This window comes from Streptomyces sp. NPDC058683, assembly GCF_042716195.1.
In the GTDB taxonomy this organism is placed as follows: Bacteria; Actinomycetota; Actinomycetes; order Streptomycetales; family Streptomycetaceae; genus Streptomyces.
In genome coordinates this window covers 248,622-263,684 of sequence record NZ_JBHXSK010000001.1, presented here as the reverse complement: position 1 = coordinate 263,684, position 15,063 = coordinate 248,622, and the positions used below count along the sequence as shown (strand labels likewise).

14 protein-coding genes are annotated in these 15,063 nt (G+C 71.8%); 4 read left to right on the top strand and 10 right to left on the bottom strand.

Features of this window, described 5'->3' with window-relative positions; all coding sequences use genetic code 11:
- Positions 1–30 precede the first annotated feature (30 nt).
- The 3 genes from ACFWXC_RS01325 to ACFWXC_RS01315 form a co-directional block, all read right to left on the bottom strand.
- Entirely contained in the window at positions 31–879 is an 849-nt protein-coding gene (locus ACFWXC_RS01325) for an inositol monophosphatase family protein (RefSeq protein WP_384471137.1), read from the bottom strand.
- Between the two features lie 142 nt (positions 880–1,021).
- Positions 1,022–2,824, bottom strand: a complete 1,803-nt coding sequence (locus ACFWXC_RS01320) for a gamma-glutamyltransferase family protein (protein ID WP_384471134.1) — start codon at positions 2,822–2,824, stop codon at positions 1,022–1,024.
- Between the two features lie 56 nt (positions 2,825–2,880).
- Positions 2,881–3,507, bottom strand: a complete 627-nt coding sequence (locus ACFWXC_RS01315; RefSeq protein WP_384471131.1) for a TetR/AcrR family transcriptional regulator — start codon at positions 3,505–3,507, stop codon at positions 2,881–2,883.
- An 83-nt stretch (positions 3,508–3,590) separates the two neighbouring features.
- Between ACFWXC_RS01315 and ACFWXC_RS01310 the strand changes: the two genes are divergently transcribed.
- Positions 3,591–4,511, top strand: coding sequence for an SDR family oxidoreductase (locus ACFWXC_RS01310; RefSeq protein WP_384471128.1), 921 nt, complete (start codon positions 3,591–3,593; stop codon positions 4,509–4,511).
- Positions 4,512–4,637: 126 nt separating this feature from the next.
- Here ACFWXC_RS01310 and ACFWXC_RS01305 read toward each other — a convergent pair whose 3' ends face one another.
- A complete protein-coding gene (locus ACFWXC_RS01305; RefSeq protein WP_384471125.1) occupies positions 4,638–5,666 on the bottom strand; it encodes a zinc-binding dehydrogenase in 1,029 nt (342 codons plus the stop codon).
- 49 nt (positions 5,667–5,715) lie between these two features.
- Positions 5,716–6,693, bottom strand: a complete 978-nt coding sequence (locus tag ACFWXC_RS01300; protein ID WP_384471122.1) for an aldo/keto reductase — start codon at positions 6,691–6,693, stop codon at positions 5,716–5,718.
- A 218-nt stretch (positions 6,694–6,911) separates the two neighbouring features.
- Between ACFWXC_RS01300 and ACFWXC_RS01295 the strand changes: the two genes are divergently transcribed.
- Positions 6,912–7,820, top strand: coding sequence for a helix-turn-helix transcriptional regulator (locus ACFWXC_RS01295; protein WP_384471119.1), 909 nt, complete (start codon positions 6,912–6,914; stop codon positions 7,818–7,820).
- A gap of 164 nt (positions 7,821–7,984) precedes the next feature.
- Here ACFWXC_RS01295 and ACFWXC_RS01290 read toward each other — a convergent pair whose 3' ends face one another.
- The 4 genes from ACFWXC_RS01290 to ACFWXC_RS01275 all read right to left on the bottom strand — a co-directional run bounded on the left by ACFWXC_RS01290 (position 7,985) and on the right by ACFWXC_RS01275 (position 12,006).
- Complete coding sequence (locus ACFWXC_RS01290) at positions 7,985–8,728, bottom strand: YcnI family protein (protein ID WP_384471116.1); 744 nt, start codon at positions 8,726–8,728, stop codon at positions 7,985–7,987.
- Positions 8,677–9,417, bottom strand: coding sequence for a hypothetical protein (locus ACFWXC_RS01285; protein WP_384471113.1), 741 nt, complete (start codon positions 9,415–9,417; stop codon positions 8,677–8,679). The genes ACFWXC_RS01290 and ACFWXC_RS01285 overlap by 52 nt, the downstream gene beginning before the upstream one ends.
- Positions 9,418–9,702: 285 nt before the next feature.
- Positions 9,703–11,406, bottom strand: coding sequence for an LCP family protein (locus ACFWXC_RS01280; protein WP_384471111.1), 1,704 nt, complete (start codon positions 11,404–11,406; stop codon positions 9,703–9,705).
- A 237-nt stretch (positions 11,407–11,643) separates the two neighbouring features.
- Positions 11,644–12,006: an ArsR/SmtB family transcription factor gene (locus ACFWXC_RS01275; protein ID WP_384471108.1), complete on the bottom strand. Its 363-nt coding sequence runs from the start codon at positions 12,004–12,006 to the stop codon at positions 11,644–11,646.
- Positions 12,007–12,242: 236 nt separating this feature from the next.
- Here ACFWXC_RS01275 and ACFWXC_RS01270 point away from each other — a divergent pair, with 236 nt between their 5' ends.
- Both ACFWXC_RS01270 and ACFWXC_RS01265 read left to right on the top strand, forming a co-directional pair.
- Positions 12,243–12,521, top strand: a complete 279-nt coding sequence (locus ACFWXC_RS01270) for a GlsB/YeaQ/YmgE family stress response membrane protein (RefSeq protein ID WP_351698876.1) — start codon at positions 12,243–12,245, stop codon at positions 12,519–12,521.
- A gap of 237 nt (positions 12,522–12,758) precedes the next feature.
- The gene (locus ACFWXC_RS01265; protein WP_384471105.1) at positions 12,759–13,442 is read left to right on the top strand and encodes a hypothetical protein; all 684 of its coding nucleotides are present in this window, start codon (positions 12,759–12,761) and stop codon (positions 13,440–13,442) included.
- A gap of 22 nt (positions 13,443–13,464) precedes the next feature.
- Here ACFWXC_RS01265 and ACFWXC_RS01260 read toward each other — a convergent pair whose 3' ends face one another.
- The gene (locus ACFWXC_RS01260; RefSeq protein ID WP_384471102.1) at positions 13,465–14,991 is read right to left on the bottom strand and encodes an NCS1 family nucleobase:cation symporter-1; all 1,527 of its coding nucleotides are present in this window, start codon (positions 14,989–14,991) and stop codon (positions 13,465–13,467) included.
- Positions 14,992–15,063 lie beyond the last annotated feature (72 nt).

Here is a 15,063-nt window from a genome sequence, read left to right as displayed (position 1 = left end):
CCGGAGGACTGACACCGCCCTCGTCCGGGGTTACCAGTGGGGGTTCTGCAGCAGGTCGACCACTCGGTGGGCGGTTGCCGCGTCGCGGGCCGCGGTGAACGGCAGGGTGTTGCCGCCCGTGATCCGGAACGGCTCGCCGGCGAGGGTGAGGTGGGCACCGCCCGCCTCCTCGACCAGCAGCAGCCCGGCCGCGTGGTCCCAGGCGGCCTCCCAGGAGAACGCGGTCGCGTCCAACTCCCCCCGGGCGACGGCGAGATACTCCAGGCCCGCCGAGCCGCAGGCGCGCGGGGCGACGCCGTCGACCCACAGGGCGAACAGCGCGCGCTTCTGCGCGTCGGTCGTGTAGTCCGGGTGGGAGGTGGCTATCCGCAGGTCCCGGCCCTCCGCGGGCGCCCCGGCGTGCAGCCGTACGCCGTCCAGGAAGGCGCCCTTCCCCCGTACCGCCGTGGCGAGTTGGCCGCGGGCCGGGGCGAAGGTCCAGGAGGCGAGCAGGACGCCCCGGTGGGCGAGCGCGACCAGCGTGCAGAAGCCGTCCTCGCCGCGCACGAACTGGCGGGTGCCGTCGACCGGGTCGACTATCCACACCGGCGCGTCGCCCTGGAGCGCCTCGTACGTCTCCGGGTCCGCGTGCACCGCCTCTTCGCCGACCACGACGGAACCCGGCAGCAGGGCGCCCAGCGCCCCGGTGAGGTACCTCTCGGCGAGCCGGTCGGCGTCCGTCACCAGGTCGTGCGGCCCGCTCTTCTGGTCGACCTCGTGGTCGGCGAGCCGGCGCCAGCGGGGCAGGATCTCGGTCCGGGCGGCCTTGCGGATGGCGTCCTCGACGTCACCGGCATGCTGAAGGAGAAACTCGTCGATGGTCTCCGTTGCTTCGATCATGCCACCATGAGAGCACGCGTCACTGACAATCCCCCCCGCCCGGATGTACGAGACATGGAATACGGACGAACAGCCGGTGCCGACGATCAGCGGACCGTCGACGGACGCGCCAGGTCAGCGCCCTGACGTCGGCACATCGGCGTCAACGCCCCACCGCGTACCCCTGCATCCCGCGCGGATTCGCCCCCGCCGACAGCACCCCGGTCCCCGGATCCCGGGCCACCGCGCACAGCCGCCCCTCCGACCAGCCCGGCCCGACCGTCACGTCGTGACCGCGCCGCCGCAGCTCCGCCACCACCCCGGGGTCCGTCCGCGACTCGACGGTCACGCTTCCGGGGCGGCGCCCGCGCGGGTAGAAGGAGCTGGGGAAGCTGTCGTTGTGCCAGTTCGGGGCGTCGATCGCGCCCTGCAGGTCGAGGCCGCCGCGCACCTCGCCGCGCAGCGCCACGTCCAGGAAGAAGTGCAGCTGCCACTGGTCCTGCTGGTCGCCGCCGGGCGTGCCGAAGGCCAGCACCGGAACGCCGTCGCGCAGGGCGATCGACGGGGTGAGCGTGGTGCGGGGGCGGCGGCCGGGGGTGAGGGAGTTCGGCAGGCCCTCCTCCAGCCAGGCCATCTGGAGCCGGGTGCCCAGCGGGAAGCCCAGCTCGGGGACGACGGGGTTGGACTGGAGCCAGCCGCCGCTGGGGGTGGCCGCGATCATGTTGCCCCAGCGGTCGACGACGTCCAGGTGGCAGGTGTCGCCCCGGGTGGTGCCGTCGGCGGCGACCTGTGCGACCGTCGGCTCGCCCGCGCCGAGCGGGTCGAAGGCGCCGCTCCGCGCGGCCTCCACGCGCGCGTGCCCGGGCAGCCGGGGCAGGCGTCCGCCGGGGCTGCCGGGTCGCAGCTCCTCGGAGGCCTTGGCGCCGACCAGGCCGCGCCGCCCGGCGTTGTACGCGTCGGAGAGCAGTTCGGCGAGCGGTACCTCGGCCGCGTCCCCGTACCAGGCCTCGCGGTCGGCCATGGCGAGCTTGCAGCCCTCGATCAGGAGGTGCATGTAGTCGGCGGAGCCGTACTCGGGCAGCTCGGACAGCTCGGGCGGCAGCAGGGCCAGCTGCTGGAGGAGGGCCGGGCCCTGGCTCCAGGGGCCCGCCTTGCACACGGTCCAGCCGTTCCAGTCGTACGACACCGGGGCCTCGTAGCTCGCGGACCAGCCGGCCAGGTCGGCTGCGGTGAGGGTGCCGGTGTGCCGCTCGCCGCTGGTGTCCATGGTGGGGCGGGCGGCCTGCCGGACCAAGGCCTCGGCGATGAAGCCGGTGCGCCACACCTCACGGGCCGCGTCGATCCGCGCCTCCCGGTCCCCGGCGCCCGCGGTCTCGGCGAGCAGCCGCTGCCAGGTCGCGGCGAGGGCGGGGTTGCGGAACAACTCGCCGGGCCGGGGCGGACAACCGCCGGGCAGGTACAGCTCCGCCGACGAGGTCCACTCGGTCTCGAACAGCTTCCGCACGCTCGCCACGGTCGCGCCGACGTTCTCCACGGGCGGGTGCCCGTGCTCGGCGTACCCGATGGCGTAGGCCAGGATCTCGTCCAGCGGCTTGGTGCCGTGGTCGCGGAGCAGGAGCAGCCAGGCGTCGAAGGCGCCGGGGACGGCCGCGGCCAGCGGGCCGGTGCCGGGGACCAGGTCCAGGCCGAGCCCCCGGTAGTGGGCGACCGTGGCGCCGGCCGGGGCCACGCCCTGCCCGCACAGCACGCGCACCTCGCCACCGGCCGGGGCGAGCAGGATCGGTACCTCGCCGGCGGGTCCGTTGAGGTGCGGCTCGACCACGTGCAGGACGAACGCGCCCGCGACGGCCGCGTCGTAGGCGTTGCCGCCGTTCTCCAGGACCGCCATCGCCGACTGGGAGGCCAGCCAGTGCGTGGAGGACACCATGCCGAAGGTGCCCTGGAGGGTGGGTCGGGTGGTGAACATGTGGGCTCTCACCTCGCTGTTACGCACGTCGGCCGGTCGGATCTACGCCCAGGACACTACCGATCGCCCTCGGCCCCCTCCCATGCTCCGGCCGGCTGGAGGGGTCCGGCCGCGCACCGACCGCCCGCGGTCACCGCCTTGAGTGCGTCCAGTGCCTCCCGCATCAGCTGCGACAGCTCGCGTTCCTCGTCCGCCGCGACCCAGCGGTGGAAGCCGACCTTGAAGAGGGTCACCCCTGCCTCGGCGGCCAGGCTCGCGTCCGGTTCCGCAACGCCGTGCCCGCGCAGGGCGTCGGCGAGCGCGGCCGAGGTCGAGGCGAGCTTGATCAGGTCGCGCTCCTGGAGCTCGGGGTTCGACATGATCACGGCCTGCCGGGCGCGTACGAAGTCGCGCTGGCCGGCGAGCATCTCGGCGATCGCGTCAAGACCCACGGCCAGGGCGTCGATCGGCGCCAGGGACTCCAGGGCGCCGGAGACCGCTCCCACGAACCGGTCCTGGAACTCGCCGGCGGTGGCGAACAGCACCTCGCGCTTGTCGGCGTAGTGATTGAAGAAGGTCCGCTCCGTGAGCCCGGCGTGCCTGGCGATCTCCGCCACGGTGGTCTGCTCGTATCCGCGCTCGCTGTAGAGCTCCAGCGCCGCTGCCGCCAGGCGCCCGCGTGCGTTCGGCTGCCATCTACCCATGGGCGGATCCTACGTGATTTCAGAGACTGCAATCAGCTGTTAGGGTCGATTGCAGTAACTGAAGTCAAGTGTTGGGGTCTCCCATGCGCATCTTTGTGACCGGCGCGTCCGGCTTCATCGGCTCCGCCGTCGTTCCCGAGCTCATCGGCGCGGGGCACCAGGTCGTCGGGCTCGCCCGCTCCGACGCCTCCGCCGCCGCGCTCACCGGCGCCGGCGTGGAGGTCGTCCGCGGCACCCTCGACGACCTTGAGCTGCTGCGGGACACGGCCGCCGCGTCGGACGGGGTGATCCACCTCGCCTTCAACGGCGAGCGCGCGTTCACCGGCGACTACCAGGGCGCCGCCGACGCCGATCGCCGCGTCGTCGACACCTTCGGCGATGCGCTCGCCGGCACCGATCGCCCCCTCGTCCTCGCCACCGGCTTCATCGGTTTCCCGACGGGACGCACGGTGACCGAGCAGGATGCTCCCGCCGTCGACGGCTCGCCGTACGTGACCCGGTCGGCCACCGCCCAGGCCGCGCTCGCGTTCGCCTCGCGCGGCGTCCGCTCATCGGCGGTGCGGGTCTCCCCGACCGTCCACGGCGAGGGGGACTACGGCTGGGTGCCGCACCTGGTCGCCACCGCCCGCGCCAAGAACGTCTCCGCCTACCTCGGCGACGGCGCCAACCGCTGGCCGGCGGTCCACCGTCTCGACATCGCACGGCTGTTCCGCCTGGCCGTCGAGAAGGCGCCCGCCGGATCGGCGCTGCACGGCGTCGCGGAGGAGGGCGTCGCGCTCCGCGACATCGCCGAGGCGATCGGCCGCCGCCTCGACGTACCGGTGACCTCCGTTGCCCCCGAAACGGCGGAGGAGCACTTCGCCTGGCTGAGCCCTTTCATGAGCCTCGACGTCCCGGTGTCGAACACCCTGACCCGCGAACTGCTCGACTGGCAGTCCACCCACCCCAGCCTGCTCGAAGACCTCGCCAAGGGGCACTACTTCCACACCCCCGCCACCACCTGACCGGCTCCGCACGAGGTCGCCCTCGACGGCTACGGCAAGGGGCCGGGCAGCGACGCGTCCGCTTTCCGCAGGGGGCGAACCTACGGAACCGTCCTCGTCGACGCGGTGTCCGCCAGGGCCCGGGGGTCAGGGGGTGACGAGGGCCTTGAGGACGTGGCGGTCGGCCATGGCCCGGTAGGCGTCCGGGGTACGGTCGAGGGCGAACGTCCGGTCGAAGACGCGGCCGGGGACGATCGTGCCGTCCAGGACGTCGGGCAGCAGCTGCTCGATGTAGGCGCGGGCGGGGCTGGCGCCGCCGGTCAGGGTGATGTTGCGCATGAAGGCGGCCGGCCCGATCGGCCCCTGCTCGTACTGCGGTACACCGAGCCGGCTGACAGTGCCGCCGTCCAGGACCGCGCCCAGGGCGGTGTCGAGGGCTTGGCGGGTTCCGACGGCCTCGATCACCTTGTGCACGCCGCCGGTCTGCTCGCGGATGCGGGCGATGCCCTCCGCACCGCGCTCGGCTACGACGTCGGTGGCGCCGAACTCCCGGCCCAGGTCGGTGCGCGCTTCATGGCGGCCCGTGAGGACGATGCGCTCGGCACCGAGCCGCTTCGCGGCGATCACCGCGCACAGGCCCACCGCGCCGTCACCGACGACCAGCACCGTATCCCCGCGGGTGACGCCGGCGGCAACCGCGCCGTGGTGCCCGGTGGTCATCACGTCCGACAGCGCCAGCAGGGACGGGAGCAGCGCGGAGTCGGCCGCCACCGGCAGCTTCACCAGAGTGCCGTCGGCGTAGGGGACGCGGACGGCCTCGCCCTGTCCGCCGTCGACGCCGTCGAAGCCGTACCGGCCGCCGTTGCGGCACGAGACGTGCAGGCCCCTCGCACAGTAGTCGCAGGTGTTGTCGCTGTAGGTGAACGGGGCGACGACCAGGTCACCCGCCTTCAGGCCGGTCACGTCGGCGCCGGTCTCCTCGACGACCCCGAGGAACTCGTGCCCCATGGGACGGCCGGTGTCGGTGGCGGGCATCGACCCGTAGGGCCACAGGTCGCTGCCGCACACACACGAGGCGACTGTGCGGACCACGGCATCGGTGGGCCGCACGATCTTCGGGTCGGGCCGGTCCTCGACGCGGACGTCGCCGGCTCCGTACATCACTGCTGCACGCATGAGGGGTGTTGCTCCAAACGGGGGGGTGGGCTGTCACGACGGGGCGGAATCAGCGTTCGAGCATCCGCGCCTGCGCCTCGGAGTGCGTGTCACCTGCGGCAGGCGGCAGGCTGCTGAGCTTGTCGAGCTGCGGGCCGCTCAGCGTGATGGAGTCGGCGGCGGTGTTCTCCTCGACCCTGCTGACCCGCTTGGTGCCGGGAATCGGGGCGATGTCGTCGCCCTGGGCCAGCAGCCAGGCCAGGGCCACCTGCGCCGGCGTGGCACCGACCTCGGCGGCCACGCCCTGCACCTCGTCGGCGATCGCCAGGTTGCGCTGGAAGTTCTCGCCGGTGAAGCGCGGGTTGTCGCGCCGGAAGTCGCCCTCGTCGAACTGGTCGGTGGAGCGGACGGTGCCCGTCAGGAAACCGCGGCCGAGCGGCGAGAACGGCACCAGGCCGATGTTCAGCTCCCGCAGGACGGGCAGGACGCGCTCCTCGATCCCGCGCGTCCACAGCGAGTACTCCGACTGGACCGCGGTGACCGGCTGGACGGCATGGGCGCGGCGGATCGTGTCCGGGCCGGCCTCCGAGAGACCGAACGCCCGCACCTTGCCCTCGGCGATCAGCTCGCGGACGGCGCCGGCGGTCTCCTCGATCGGCGTGTTCGGGTCCACCCGGTGCTGGTAGTACAGGTCGATGTGGTCGGTGCCCAGCCGCTTCAGGGACCCCTCGACGGCGGTACGGATGTTGGCCGGGCCGGAATCCAGGTTCCAGGCGCCGCCGCCACCGTGGGAGACCAGGCCGAACTTCGTGGCCAGTACCACCTGGTCCCGGCGCCCCTTCAGCGCCCGCCCCAGCAGCTCCTCGTTGGTGTAGGGGCCGTAGATCTCGGCGGTGTCGATGAGCGTGACGCCCAGCTCCAGCGCCCGGTGCACGGTCCTGATCGACTCCGCCTCGTCGGTGCCGGAACCGGTGTAGCCGTGGGACATCCCCATCGCACCGAGACCGATCCGGGAAACCTCCAGGTCCCGAAGTTTGATGTAGCGCATCTCGTCCTCTCCCGTCCATGGCGTACCCGGCACCCTCACTCTCGCCCCGCCGGCCACGGCCTGCCTGTGGTGGCTCCGGCGGGGTGCCGAGGTGCCGGCGTTCTGCTCCTTCACCTTCGCCCGGATCGCTCCGGTGTGGCAGGGCGGGCCCTTCAGGGGTAACGGCAGGGCCCCCCTCCTGCCTGCGCGACCGGTACCGAGCGGGTGAGACTGGGGTCATGGCATCCGAGAGCGCGCACAGCGAGGGCGCCGAGCTGGGCCGCTACCTGCGCGCCCGCCGCACCCAGACCAGCCCCGGGCACGTCGGCCTCACCGTCGGCGCAGGCATCCGCCGCACTCCCGGCCTGCGCCGCGAGGAACTGGCCACCCTCGCCGGCATCAGCATCGACTACTACGTGCGCCTCGAACGCGGCAAGGAGACCCGGCCCAGCCCCGCCGTCCTCGACTCGCTCGCCCGCGCCCTGCACATGGACGACCAGGAACACCAGCACCTGCGCGAACTCGCCGCGCGCGCCGCCCGCTACGCCCCGGAGCCGCCGCCCGCGCCCAGCCGCACCGTGCGCCCCCACCTCAGGCTGCTGCTCGAATCACTGCGCCCGAACCCGGCCTACGTCATCAGCCGCAGCATGGACATACTCGCCTGGAACCCCGGTGGCCTCGCCCTCTACGCGGGCCTGGACGACTGGCCCGCCACACAGCGCAACCTGGCCCGCTACTTCTTTCTGCACCCTGCGGCCCGCAGCCTCTTCCCCGACTGGGACCGGCAGATCACCGCCTGCGTCGCCCGCCTGCGCGCCATCGCCGGAACGGCCCCGGACGCCCCCGACCTCACCCACCTCGTCGGCGAACTCCTCCTCAAGAGCCCCGACTTCGCGGGCCTGTGGGAACGCTACGAGGTGACCGGACGCAAGCCCGCGCACAAGACGTTCCAGCACCCCCAGGTCGGGACGGTCACCCTGACCCCGCAGTCTCTGCACGTGGAAGGCACCCCCGGTCAGCGCATCGGCGTCTACACCGCCGAACCCGGCAGCCCGGACCACGACGCCCTCCTCCTGCTCGACATGACCGCACCGCGGCCGGCAGAACGTCCCGCTCCCGCCCCGAAAGCCACCGGCCGGCAGCCGTAGGCCACGTCGGGCACCCGCCCTGCCTCCCGGTCGCCGGTGGCGAGTCCCCACGCGCAGGGGCCGGTCACGACCAGGACGGCGAGGGGCACCCCCTGGGCGCCGGGCCGCGTCGACGGGGCGGGCGTCGCCCTGCCGGCAGGAAGCCCCGCCGGCAGGGCGGACACTCACTCCCCCCGGTGCCCGGCGCCCGGCCGGCCGCGCACGACGGCGTATCCCCCCGCGGCCAGTCCCAGCACGCCCACGATCAACCCGGCGCTGCCGAGGCTCCGGGCCGTCGAGTCGCTGCCGGCCGCGGTCGAGGTGGAGGTGTCGGCGCTCTTCGGGGCCGCGGCCGAGGCGGCCGTGGCGCTGTCGTCGTCGGCGCCGTTCGCGGTCAGCTTGATCGTCGGCGCCGGGTTCTCCGGCTCCTCGCCGCCGCTCCCGGCCTCCTCGATCCAGCGCACGACCTTGCCGTCGGAGTACGTCTGCAGGGTCTTGAAGGTCAGCTCGCCGGTGTCCTCGGGCAGCTGGCCGAAGGCGACATCGAAGTCCTCGAACTGCCCGGCCCCGATCTTCCCACCCGTCCAGGTGATCTCGGACGCGGCGTCGGTGATGGTCCCGTCGTCCGTCTTCACGGGCGTCTTGAGCTTGGTGGTGGTCACCTTGGCGGTCCAGCCGTCCCGCGGGGAGACGAGGACGCCGAGGACGGGGTGGTCGGTGGGCAGGAAGACCTGCACCTTCGTGGTGGAGGCCGTGTCCTCCTCGTTGGGCACACGGAAGGTCAGCACACCGTCCGTGGCCCCCTTGGCGTAGCTCTCGGGATGGACGGTGACATGCGCGGAGGCGACACCGGCCGCGGCGAGGAGCCCGGCGGCGGTCAGGGCGGTGACGGCGCCGGCGCGGCGCAGGAGAGTGCGTGTCGTGGACATGAGTGAGTGATCTCCGTGCTGAGGAAGGGATGTCGGGGTCGGACGGCGTACGACATCCCCGTCGGCGGTCCGCGCCGGTGCACGGCGTACCGCAGCCGCGTCGGCCGCGTCCTGTCGGGGGCGGCCCGGACCATCGCCGGAACCGGGACCAGCTGTCCGCCCCACAGCCCGCGCTCCATCTGCCACCAGGCGAGGAGCCCCGGCACGAAGACGACCGCCCGGCGCAGCAGCGACCACAGCGCGGCCTCACCGCGCCGCAGCCACCAGGTCAGCACCAGGGCCGCTCCGACATGAGCGGCGGTCGAGTGTGGGGTGAGCGCGTGGGCGTGGGCATGGGCGTAGGTATGGGCGTACGTCGCCATACGCATGCCCTGCATGCCCTGCATGCCCTGCATGCCCTGCATGCCGTGCATACCGTGCATGGCCGTCCCGGTGTGCGGCCGTACCGCGTCGAACGCCAGATGCAGCCCGCCCTGCGCGGCCAGCGTCCCGCCTCCGATGCCGGCCAGTGACCGCTCCCGGCCGCCCAGCAGACAGCCGGTCACGAAGACCGGCACACCGCCGGCGACCTGCGTCCACACCGGCGGCGCCCCGCCCATGGCCAGCACGTGCGCCCCGACGGCGAGCAGCACGCACAGCACGGCGAACACCGCCGCGCGCAGGCTCCGCACCGGGAGGGACACGCTCATGCCCGCCGATGCCGCCACGCGGTCCGAGGACCTCTCCCGCTGCGCTCGCATGTCATCACCGCCCGCGTCCTACCTGGTCAGCCTGCCTCCTCCATACGAGTCGGATGCGGGTGCCGTTCAGTTCCCGGGATCTCCGCCGGAAGGCAGGCAACGGCAGGGGCGCGCCCCCACGCGTATCGGGCGCGCACTCATCACCGCAGGTCCGCGCGCCTGGGCGGCGGACACCATGCCGAAGGTGCTCTGGAGGGTGGGACGGGGGTGGACGGCGTCCTGTCCCTCCTGCTCCTATCCCTCGTCCGAGTCGGGCTTGCCGCTCGCCGCCGCGTACGCCTGGGCCGGTGTCATCGCGACCCCGTTGAGGCTGACGGTCTTGTAGGGGCTGACCTTGGCGCAGGTCTTGGAGTCGTCGGCGGTCGAGGCGTTGGCGTTGGAGACGGCGGCCTTGGTGTCGCCGGAGCTGGCCGGGTAGCTGGTGCCGGTCGTCCAGTCGCTGCCGATGACGAGGGTCACGCCGGTGCCGGTGCCCTGCTTGATGTGCGAGCTGGGCACGTCCAGGGCCTTGGCGACGGTCTGTGCCTCGGCCTTGTCGCCGCTTCCGTAGGTCACGGTGGTCGTGGTCGCGGAGCTGGGCGCGTTGGCCGTGGTGGTACCGCTGCTGAAGCCCTGCGAGATCAGTGAGGTCGCGATCGCGGAGGCGCGGCCCGTGATGCCGGTGCCGTTCTCGACGGTCACGGCGATCTGGGCGGCGGGCACGGTCGAGGTGGTGGCCTTCGGCTTCGCGGTGGCCTCGGCGGCCGACGACTTCTTGCCGGAACTGGTGGTCAGCGACTGGTCGTTGGCCATGGTCGCGAACAGGTCCTTGGCGCCGTCACCCACCACCACGCGGTTGCTGTTGCTCGGGTCCGGGGCGGTCTGCATGGTGGTGAAGGTCATCCGCTTGGTGGGGACCTTGTTCACGTCGGCCGCGAGCGATATCAGCTTCTTGACGGTGCCGAGGCCGTCGTCGACGGTGAGCGCCTTGGTGGCGGCGTCGGCGAGCTTGTAGACCGCGGTGGGGTCGGTGAGTGTGCCCGCGCTCTTGAACTTGCGGATCATCGCGCTGAGGAAGATGTGCTGGGAGACGGTACGGCCGAGGTCGCTGCCGTCGCCGAAGCCGTGCCGGGAGCGGACGAACTCCAGCGCGGCCTCGCCCTTGAGGGTGTGGGCGCCCTTGGACAGCTTGAGGTGCGAGTAGGTGTCGTACACGTTGGAGTTGACGCAGACGGAGACACCGCCGACCGCGTCGGACATCTTGACCACGCCCGAGAAGTCCAGTTTGACGAAGTGGTCGATGGTGATGCCGGTGAGCTGGTGGATGGTGTCGACCTGGCAGGCGGGCCCGTACTCGAGGGCGCTGTTGACCTGGCCGTAGTAGCCGGACGTGGACTGGCCGCTCGCGCCGTCCTTGCAGGCCGGCACGTTGACCATGGTGTCGCGGGGGATGCTCATGACCGTGGCGTTGGAGCGGTCCGCGGATATGTGGACGACCATCTCCACGTCCGCGTTGCCGTTGCCGGTCTGTACCCCGGTCTCCTTGCAGCCGCCGCCGAGCTTGCAGTCCTCGGAGCTGGTACGGCCGTCCGAGCCGATCACCAGGATGTTGATCGGGGTCCGGCCGAACGCGTCGGCCTTCTCGGTGCCGCCCTTGCCGTCGAGGGAGACGCTGTTGATGTTGCCGTTCAGGTGCTGGTAGAACCACCAGCCCGCGCCGGCCGTGACCAGGACCAGGACGGCGGTGACCAGGCCGACGACCTTCAGCGCCCGCCGGCCGCGGCCCGCCGACTTGGCCCGTCGGGCCCCTCTGCCGCCGCGGGATCTGGCCGCCTGGCGGGCCGCGGCCCGGCCACCGGTCGGGCGCGTCCCGTCGGGCAGGGCACCGCGCTGTCCGGGCACCCGGTCGGTGCGGCTCCGCGTGGCCTGCCCCCCCGGGCCGTCCCACGGGTCGGTCATCTTCCACTCCCATGAACGGGTGGGGCCCGCGGACAGTAAGGTCGTCCCGTACGCGGCGGTGTACGGGCAGGCGCGAGGTGGGCCCACTTGGGTTGCGTGATTGCGCAATCTAACAAACCCACAGCCCGAGCAGCACGGATCCCGCCCGATTTCACAGGTGAGTGATCTCATGGAAACGCCCGGACACCCCCACGGAACCCCGGGAGCGCCCGTGCCGTCAGGTCCGCCCCGGCACCCTCAGACCCCGGCCTCGCGCAACCGGCGCAGCGGTGCCGGGACTTGGTGCGAGCGGGCGGTGAGCTGGCCGACGGCCACCCGCACCACGGTCACGATGTCCGGATCGTCCACATAGTAGATCTGCCGGCGCCCCTCCCGGCGGGACCGCACCAGACCGGCCAGCTTGAGCTTGGCCAGGTGCTGGCTGACCGCGGGCAGGGCGCCGCCGACCCGGTCGGCGAGGCATGTCACGTCGCTCTCGCCCTGGGACAGCGCCCACATGAGGTGCAGCCGGGCCGGCGAGGCGAGCAGCCCGAACACCGCGGCCGCCTCCGTCAGCACCCCGTCGGAGGGGTCCGTGAAGTTACCGATGTCCTCCCCCACAGCCCGCTCCCTCCCTCACAGTCGTCGCACAGAAGTGCACTCAGTGTAGGCGGACGGTCACCGTCCCTCGTACGGCCTCCCCGCAATGTCCTCCACGTGTTCCCCGCATTGTCATGAGCGGGTGACAGATCATCGACGGCTCGGCGTCAGGCGCCCCGAACGACCTCCTCCGTTCCTAAGCTTGCGCAACAAGGCAACTGAGCAAGGCACCACCCCGTACCGGGAGGACAACGAACGTGGGCATCATCAGCTGGATCATCCTCGGCCTCCTCGCCGGAGCCATCGCCAAGGTCCTGCTGCCCGGCCGTGACCCGGGTGGCCTGATCGGCACCACCCTCATCGGCATCGCGGGCGCCTTCGTCGGCGGCTGGCTCTCGGCCCGCTTCCTCGACCGCCCGGTGGAGAAGCAGTTCTTCGACCTCTACACCTGGGGCGCCGCGATCGCCGGCTCCCTGGTCCTCCTCGTCGGTTACCGGCTGCTGTTCGGCAACTCCCGCGACCGCGCGCGGCGGTGACTCCGGTCACCTTCCAGAGCCGGATGCAGTCACGACATTCCGGAAGTACGGGGACCACGGCCACACGACATTCCGGATGTACGGGGACGGGCCCCCGAGCCTTGTCAACAGGGCGTAAGTGCCTGCCGCACAAGCAAGACGCCGATTCCACTTCCACCCCACGGGGAGTCGTGTGACACTGGCGTCCCGTCCGCAGTGTGGACACCTCGGCACACCGTCCCCCACGAGAAGTGCGACTTGCGTTCTCTACCACTGCCACTCGCCCTCACCGCGCGCCTGACGCCGGTCGCCGTGCTCGCCTGTGCGGGCTGGGCGATGGCGTCGGGTCCGGACAAGACGTCCACCACCGCCTCCGGTGACACCTCGACCCAGCAGACGGCCGGCCAGTCGGTGAGCGACGGCCCCTCGTCGTCCACGCCGTCGACGGCGGCGGCCACCAAGACGTATGCCGCCGCGCCCGCGCCCTGCGGCAGCATCCCCGTGGCCACCATCAAGTCGCTGGTGCCCGGCGCGAAGACGGTCGGCAAGGAGATCCCCTCCACCGACACCAAGCTGCGCCGCACCTGCTCCTGGAACGCGCTCAAGGGCTACGACTACCGCTGGCTCGACGTCTCCTTCGAGATCATGGATACGGACGCGGCGGCGGCGAAGGAGTACAAGCAGCGGGTCGCGGAGAAGAGCGGCGGCGGGGCCGTGCCGGGCCTCGGCGACGGCGGCTACTCGGTCGTGAACCTCACCACCGAGGACAAGCAGCAGACCCGCGAGGGCGTGGTGATGGCCCAGGTCTCCAACGCGCTGGTGGTCGTCACCTACAACGGCAGCGACTTCGAGAGCAAGAAGGCGCCGGACACGGACGAGATCAACAAGGGCGCCATCAAGGCGGCGAAGAGCGCGGTGACCGCGCTGAAGGGCAGCCAGTGACCGACCCGGCTGCCCTTCGCGCTCATACGTTGCCGTAGCGGCGCCGCGTCAGCAGGGTCAGTCCCAGATACAGCACCAGGGACGTGCCCAGGCCGACCGCCCAGCCGTAGTCGGCGAGCGGGGACAGCGCCGGGATCGGGCGGCCGTCGAACAGCGGTTTGAAGCTGGCGCCGCCGACGGCGAGGACACCGCCGACGACGAAGGCCACGACCGCCCGCCAGTTCCAGCCGCCGTCGTACCAGTAGCGGCCACCCGTGCGGTACAGGTCGGTCAGGTCGAGGCGGGTGCGGCGCAGCAGCCAGTAGTCGGCGATGAGGATGCCGGCGACCGTGCCGAGCAGACCGCCGACCAGACCGAGCCAGGTGAAGATGTAGCCCTGCGGGTCGGAGTACAGCTTCCAGGGGAAGATCACCACACCGAGCACGCAGGTGATCAGGGCGCCGGTACGGAAACTGATCTTCCGGGGCGCGATGTTGGAGAAGTCGAACGACGGCGACACCAGGTTGGCCGCGATGTTCACGGACAGGGTCGCGACGAGGACGGTGACCAGGGCGTAGAGCAGCCCGACCACGTTGTCCGTCTTGGCGGCCAGCTGGACCGGGTCCCAGATCGGCTCGCCGTACACGGCCTGGGAACCGGAGGTCACCAGGACCGACAGGAACGCGAACAGGGTCATCGTGGTCGGCAGGCCGAGGGCCTGCCCCCAGGTCTGCGCCTTCTGGCTCTTGCCGTACCGGGTGAAGTCGGGGATGTTCAGGCTCAGGGTGGACCAGAAGCCGATCATTCCCATCAGCGAGGGCCAGAACAGCTTCCAGAAGTCGCCGCCCCAGCCGAGCTTGGAGGGCTGGTCGAAGAGCGGGCCGAGACCGCCGGCCTTGTCGCTCATCCAGATCAGCATCACGACCGCGCCGACGATCACGAAGGGCGCGGCCCAGTTCTCGAAGCGGCGGATGGTCTCCATGCCCCGGTAGATGATGGCGACCTGGAGCACCCAGAAGATCGCGAACGACAGCCACATGGTCCAGGCGTAGCCGCCGATGTGCGAGGCGTTCGCCCAGCTGTCGCCGATGAGTTTGCCGGCGAGGAAGTAGATGGCCTCGCCGCCGATCCAGGTCTGGATGCCGAACCAGCCGCAGGCCACCAACGCCCGTACGACGGCGGGGAGGTTGGCGCCGCGTACGCCGAAGCTGGCGCGGGCGAAGACCGGGAAGGGGATGCCGTACTTCGGTCCGGCGTGGCCGGTGAGCAGCATCGGGACGAGGACGATCAGGTTGGCCAGCGCGATGGTGAACACGGCCTGTTTCCAGTCCATGCCGACCGCGATCAGCCCGGAGGCCAGGGTCCAGGAGGCCGTGTTGTGGGCCATGCCGACCCAGAGAGCGGAGAAGTTGTACGTGGTCCAGGTGCGCTTTTCGACGGGGACCGGCAGCAGGTCCTCGTTGGCGTAGGGACCGGTCGGCGGCGGGGAGCCCGGGGCGAGCTCGACGCGCCCGTCGGAGGTGGTGACTTGGCCGGACGGCGGTATGGCCGTGGGAGCGGTGTCGGTCATGGGCAGGCCAATCGGGAGGAGACGGGACGGGAGAAAGGCCGTGCGGGTGGCGTCGAGGGGGGAGGTGAGCGG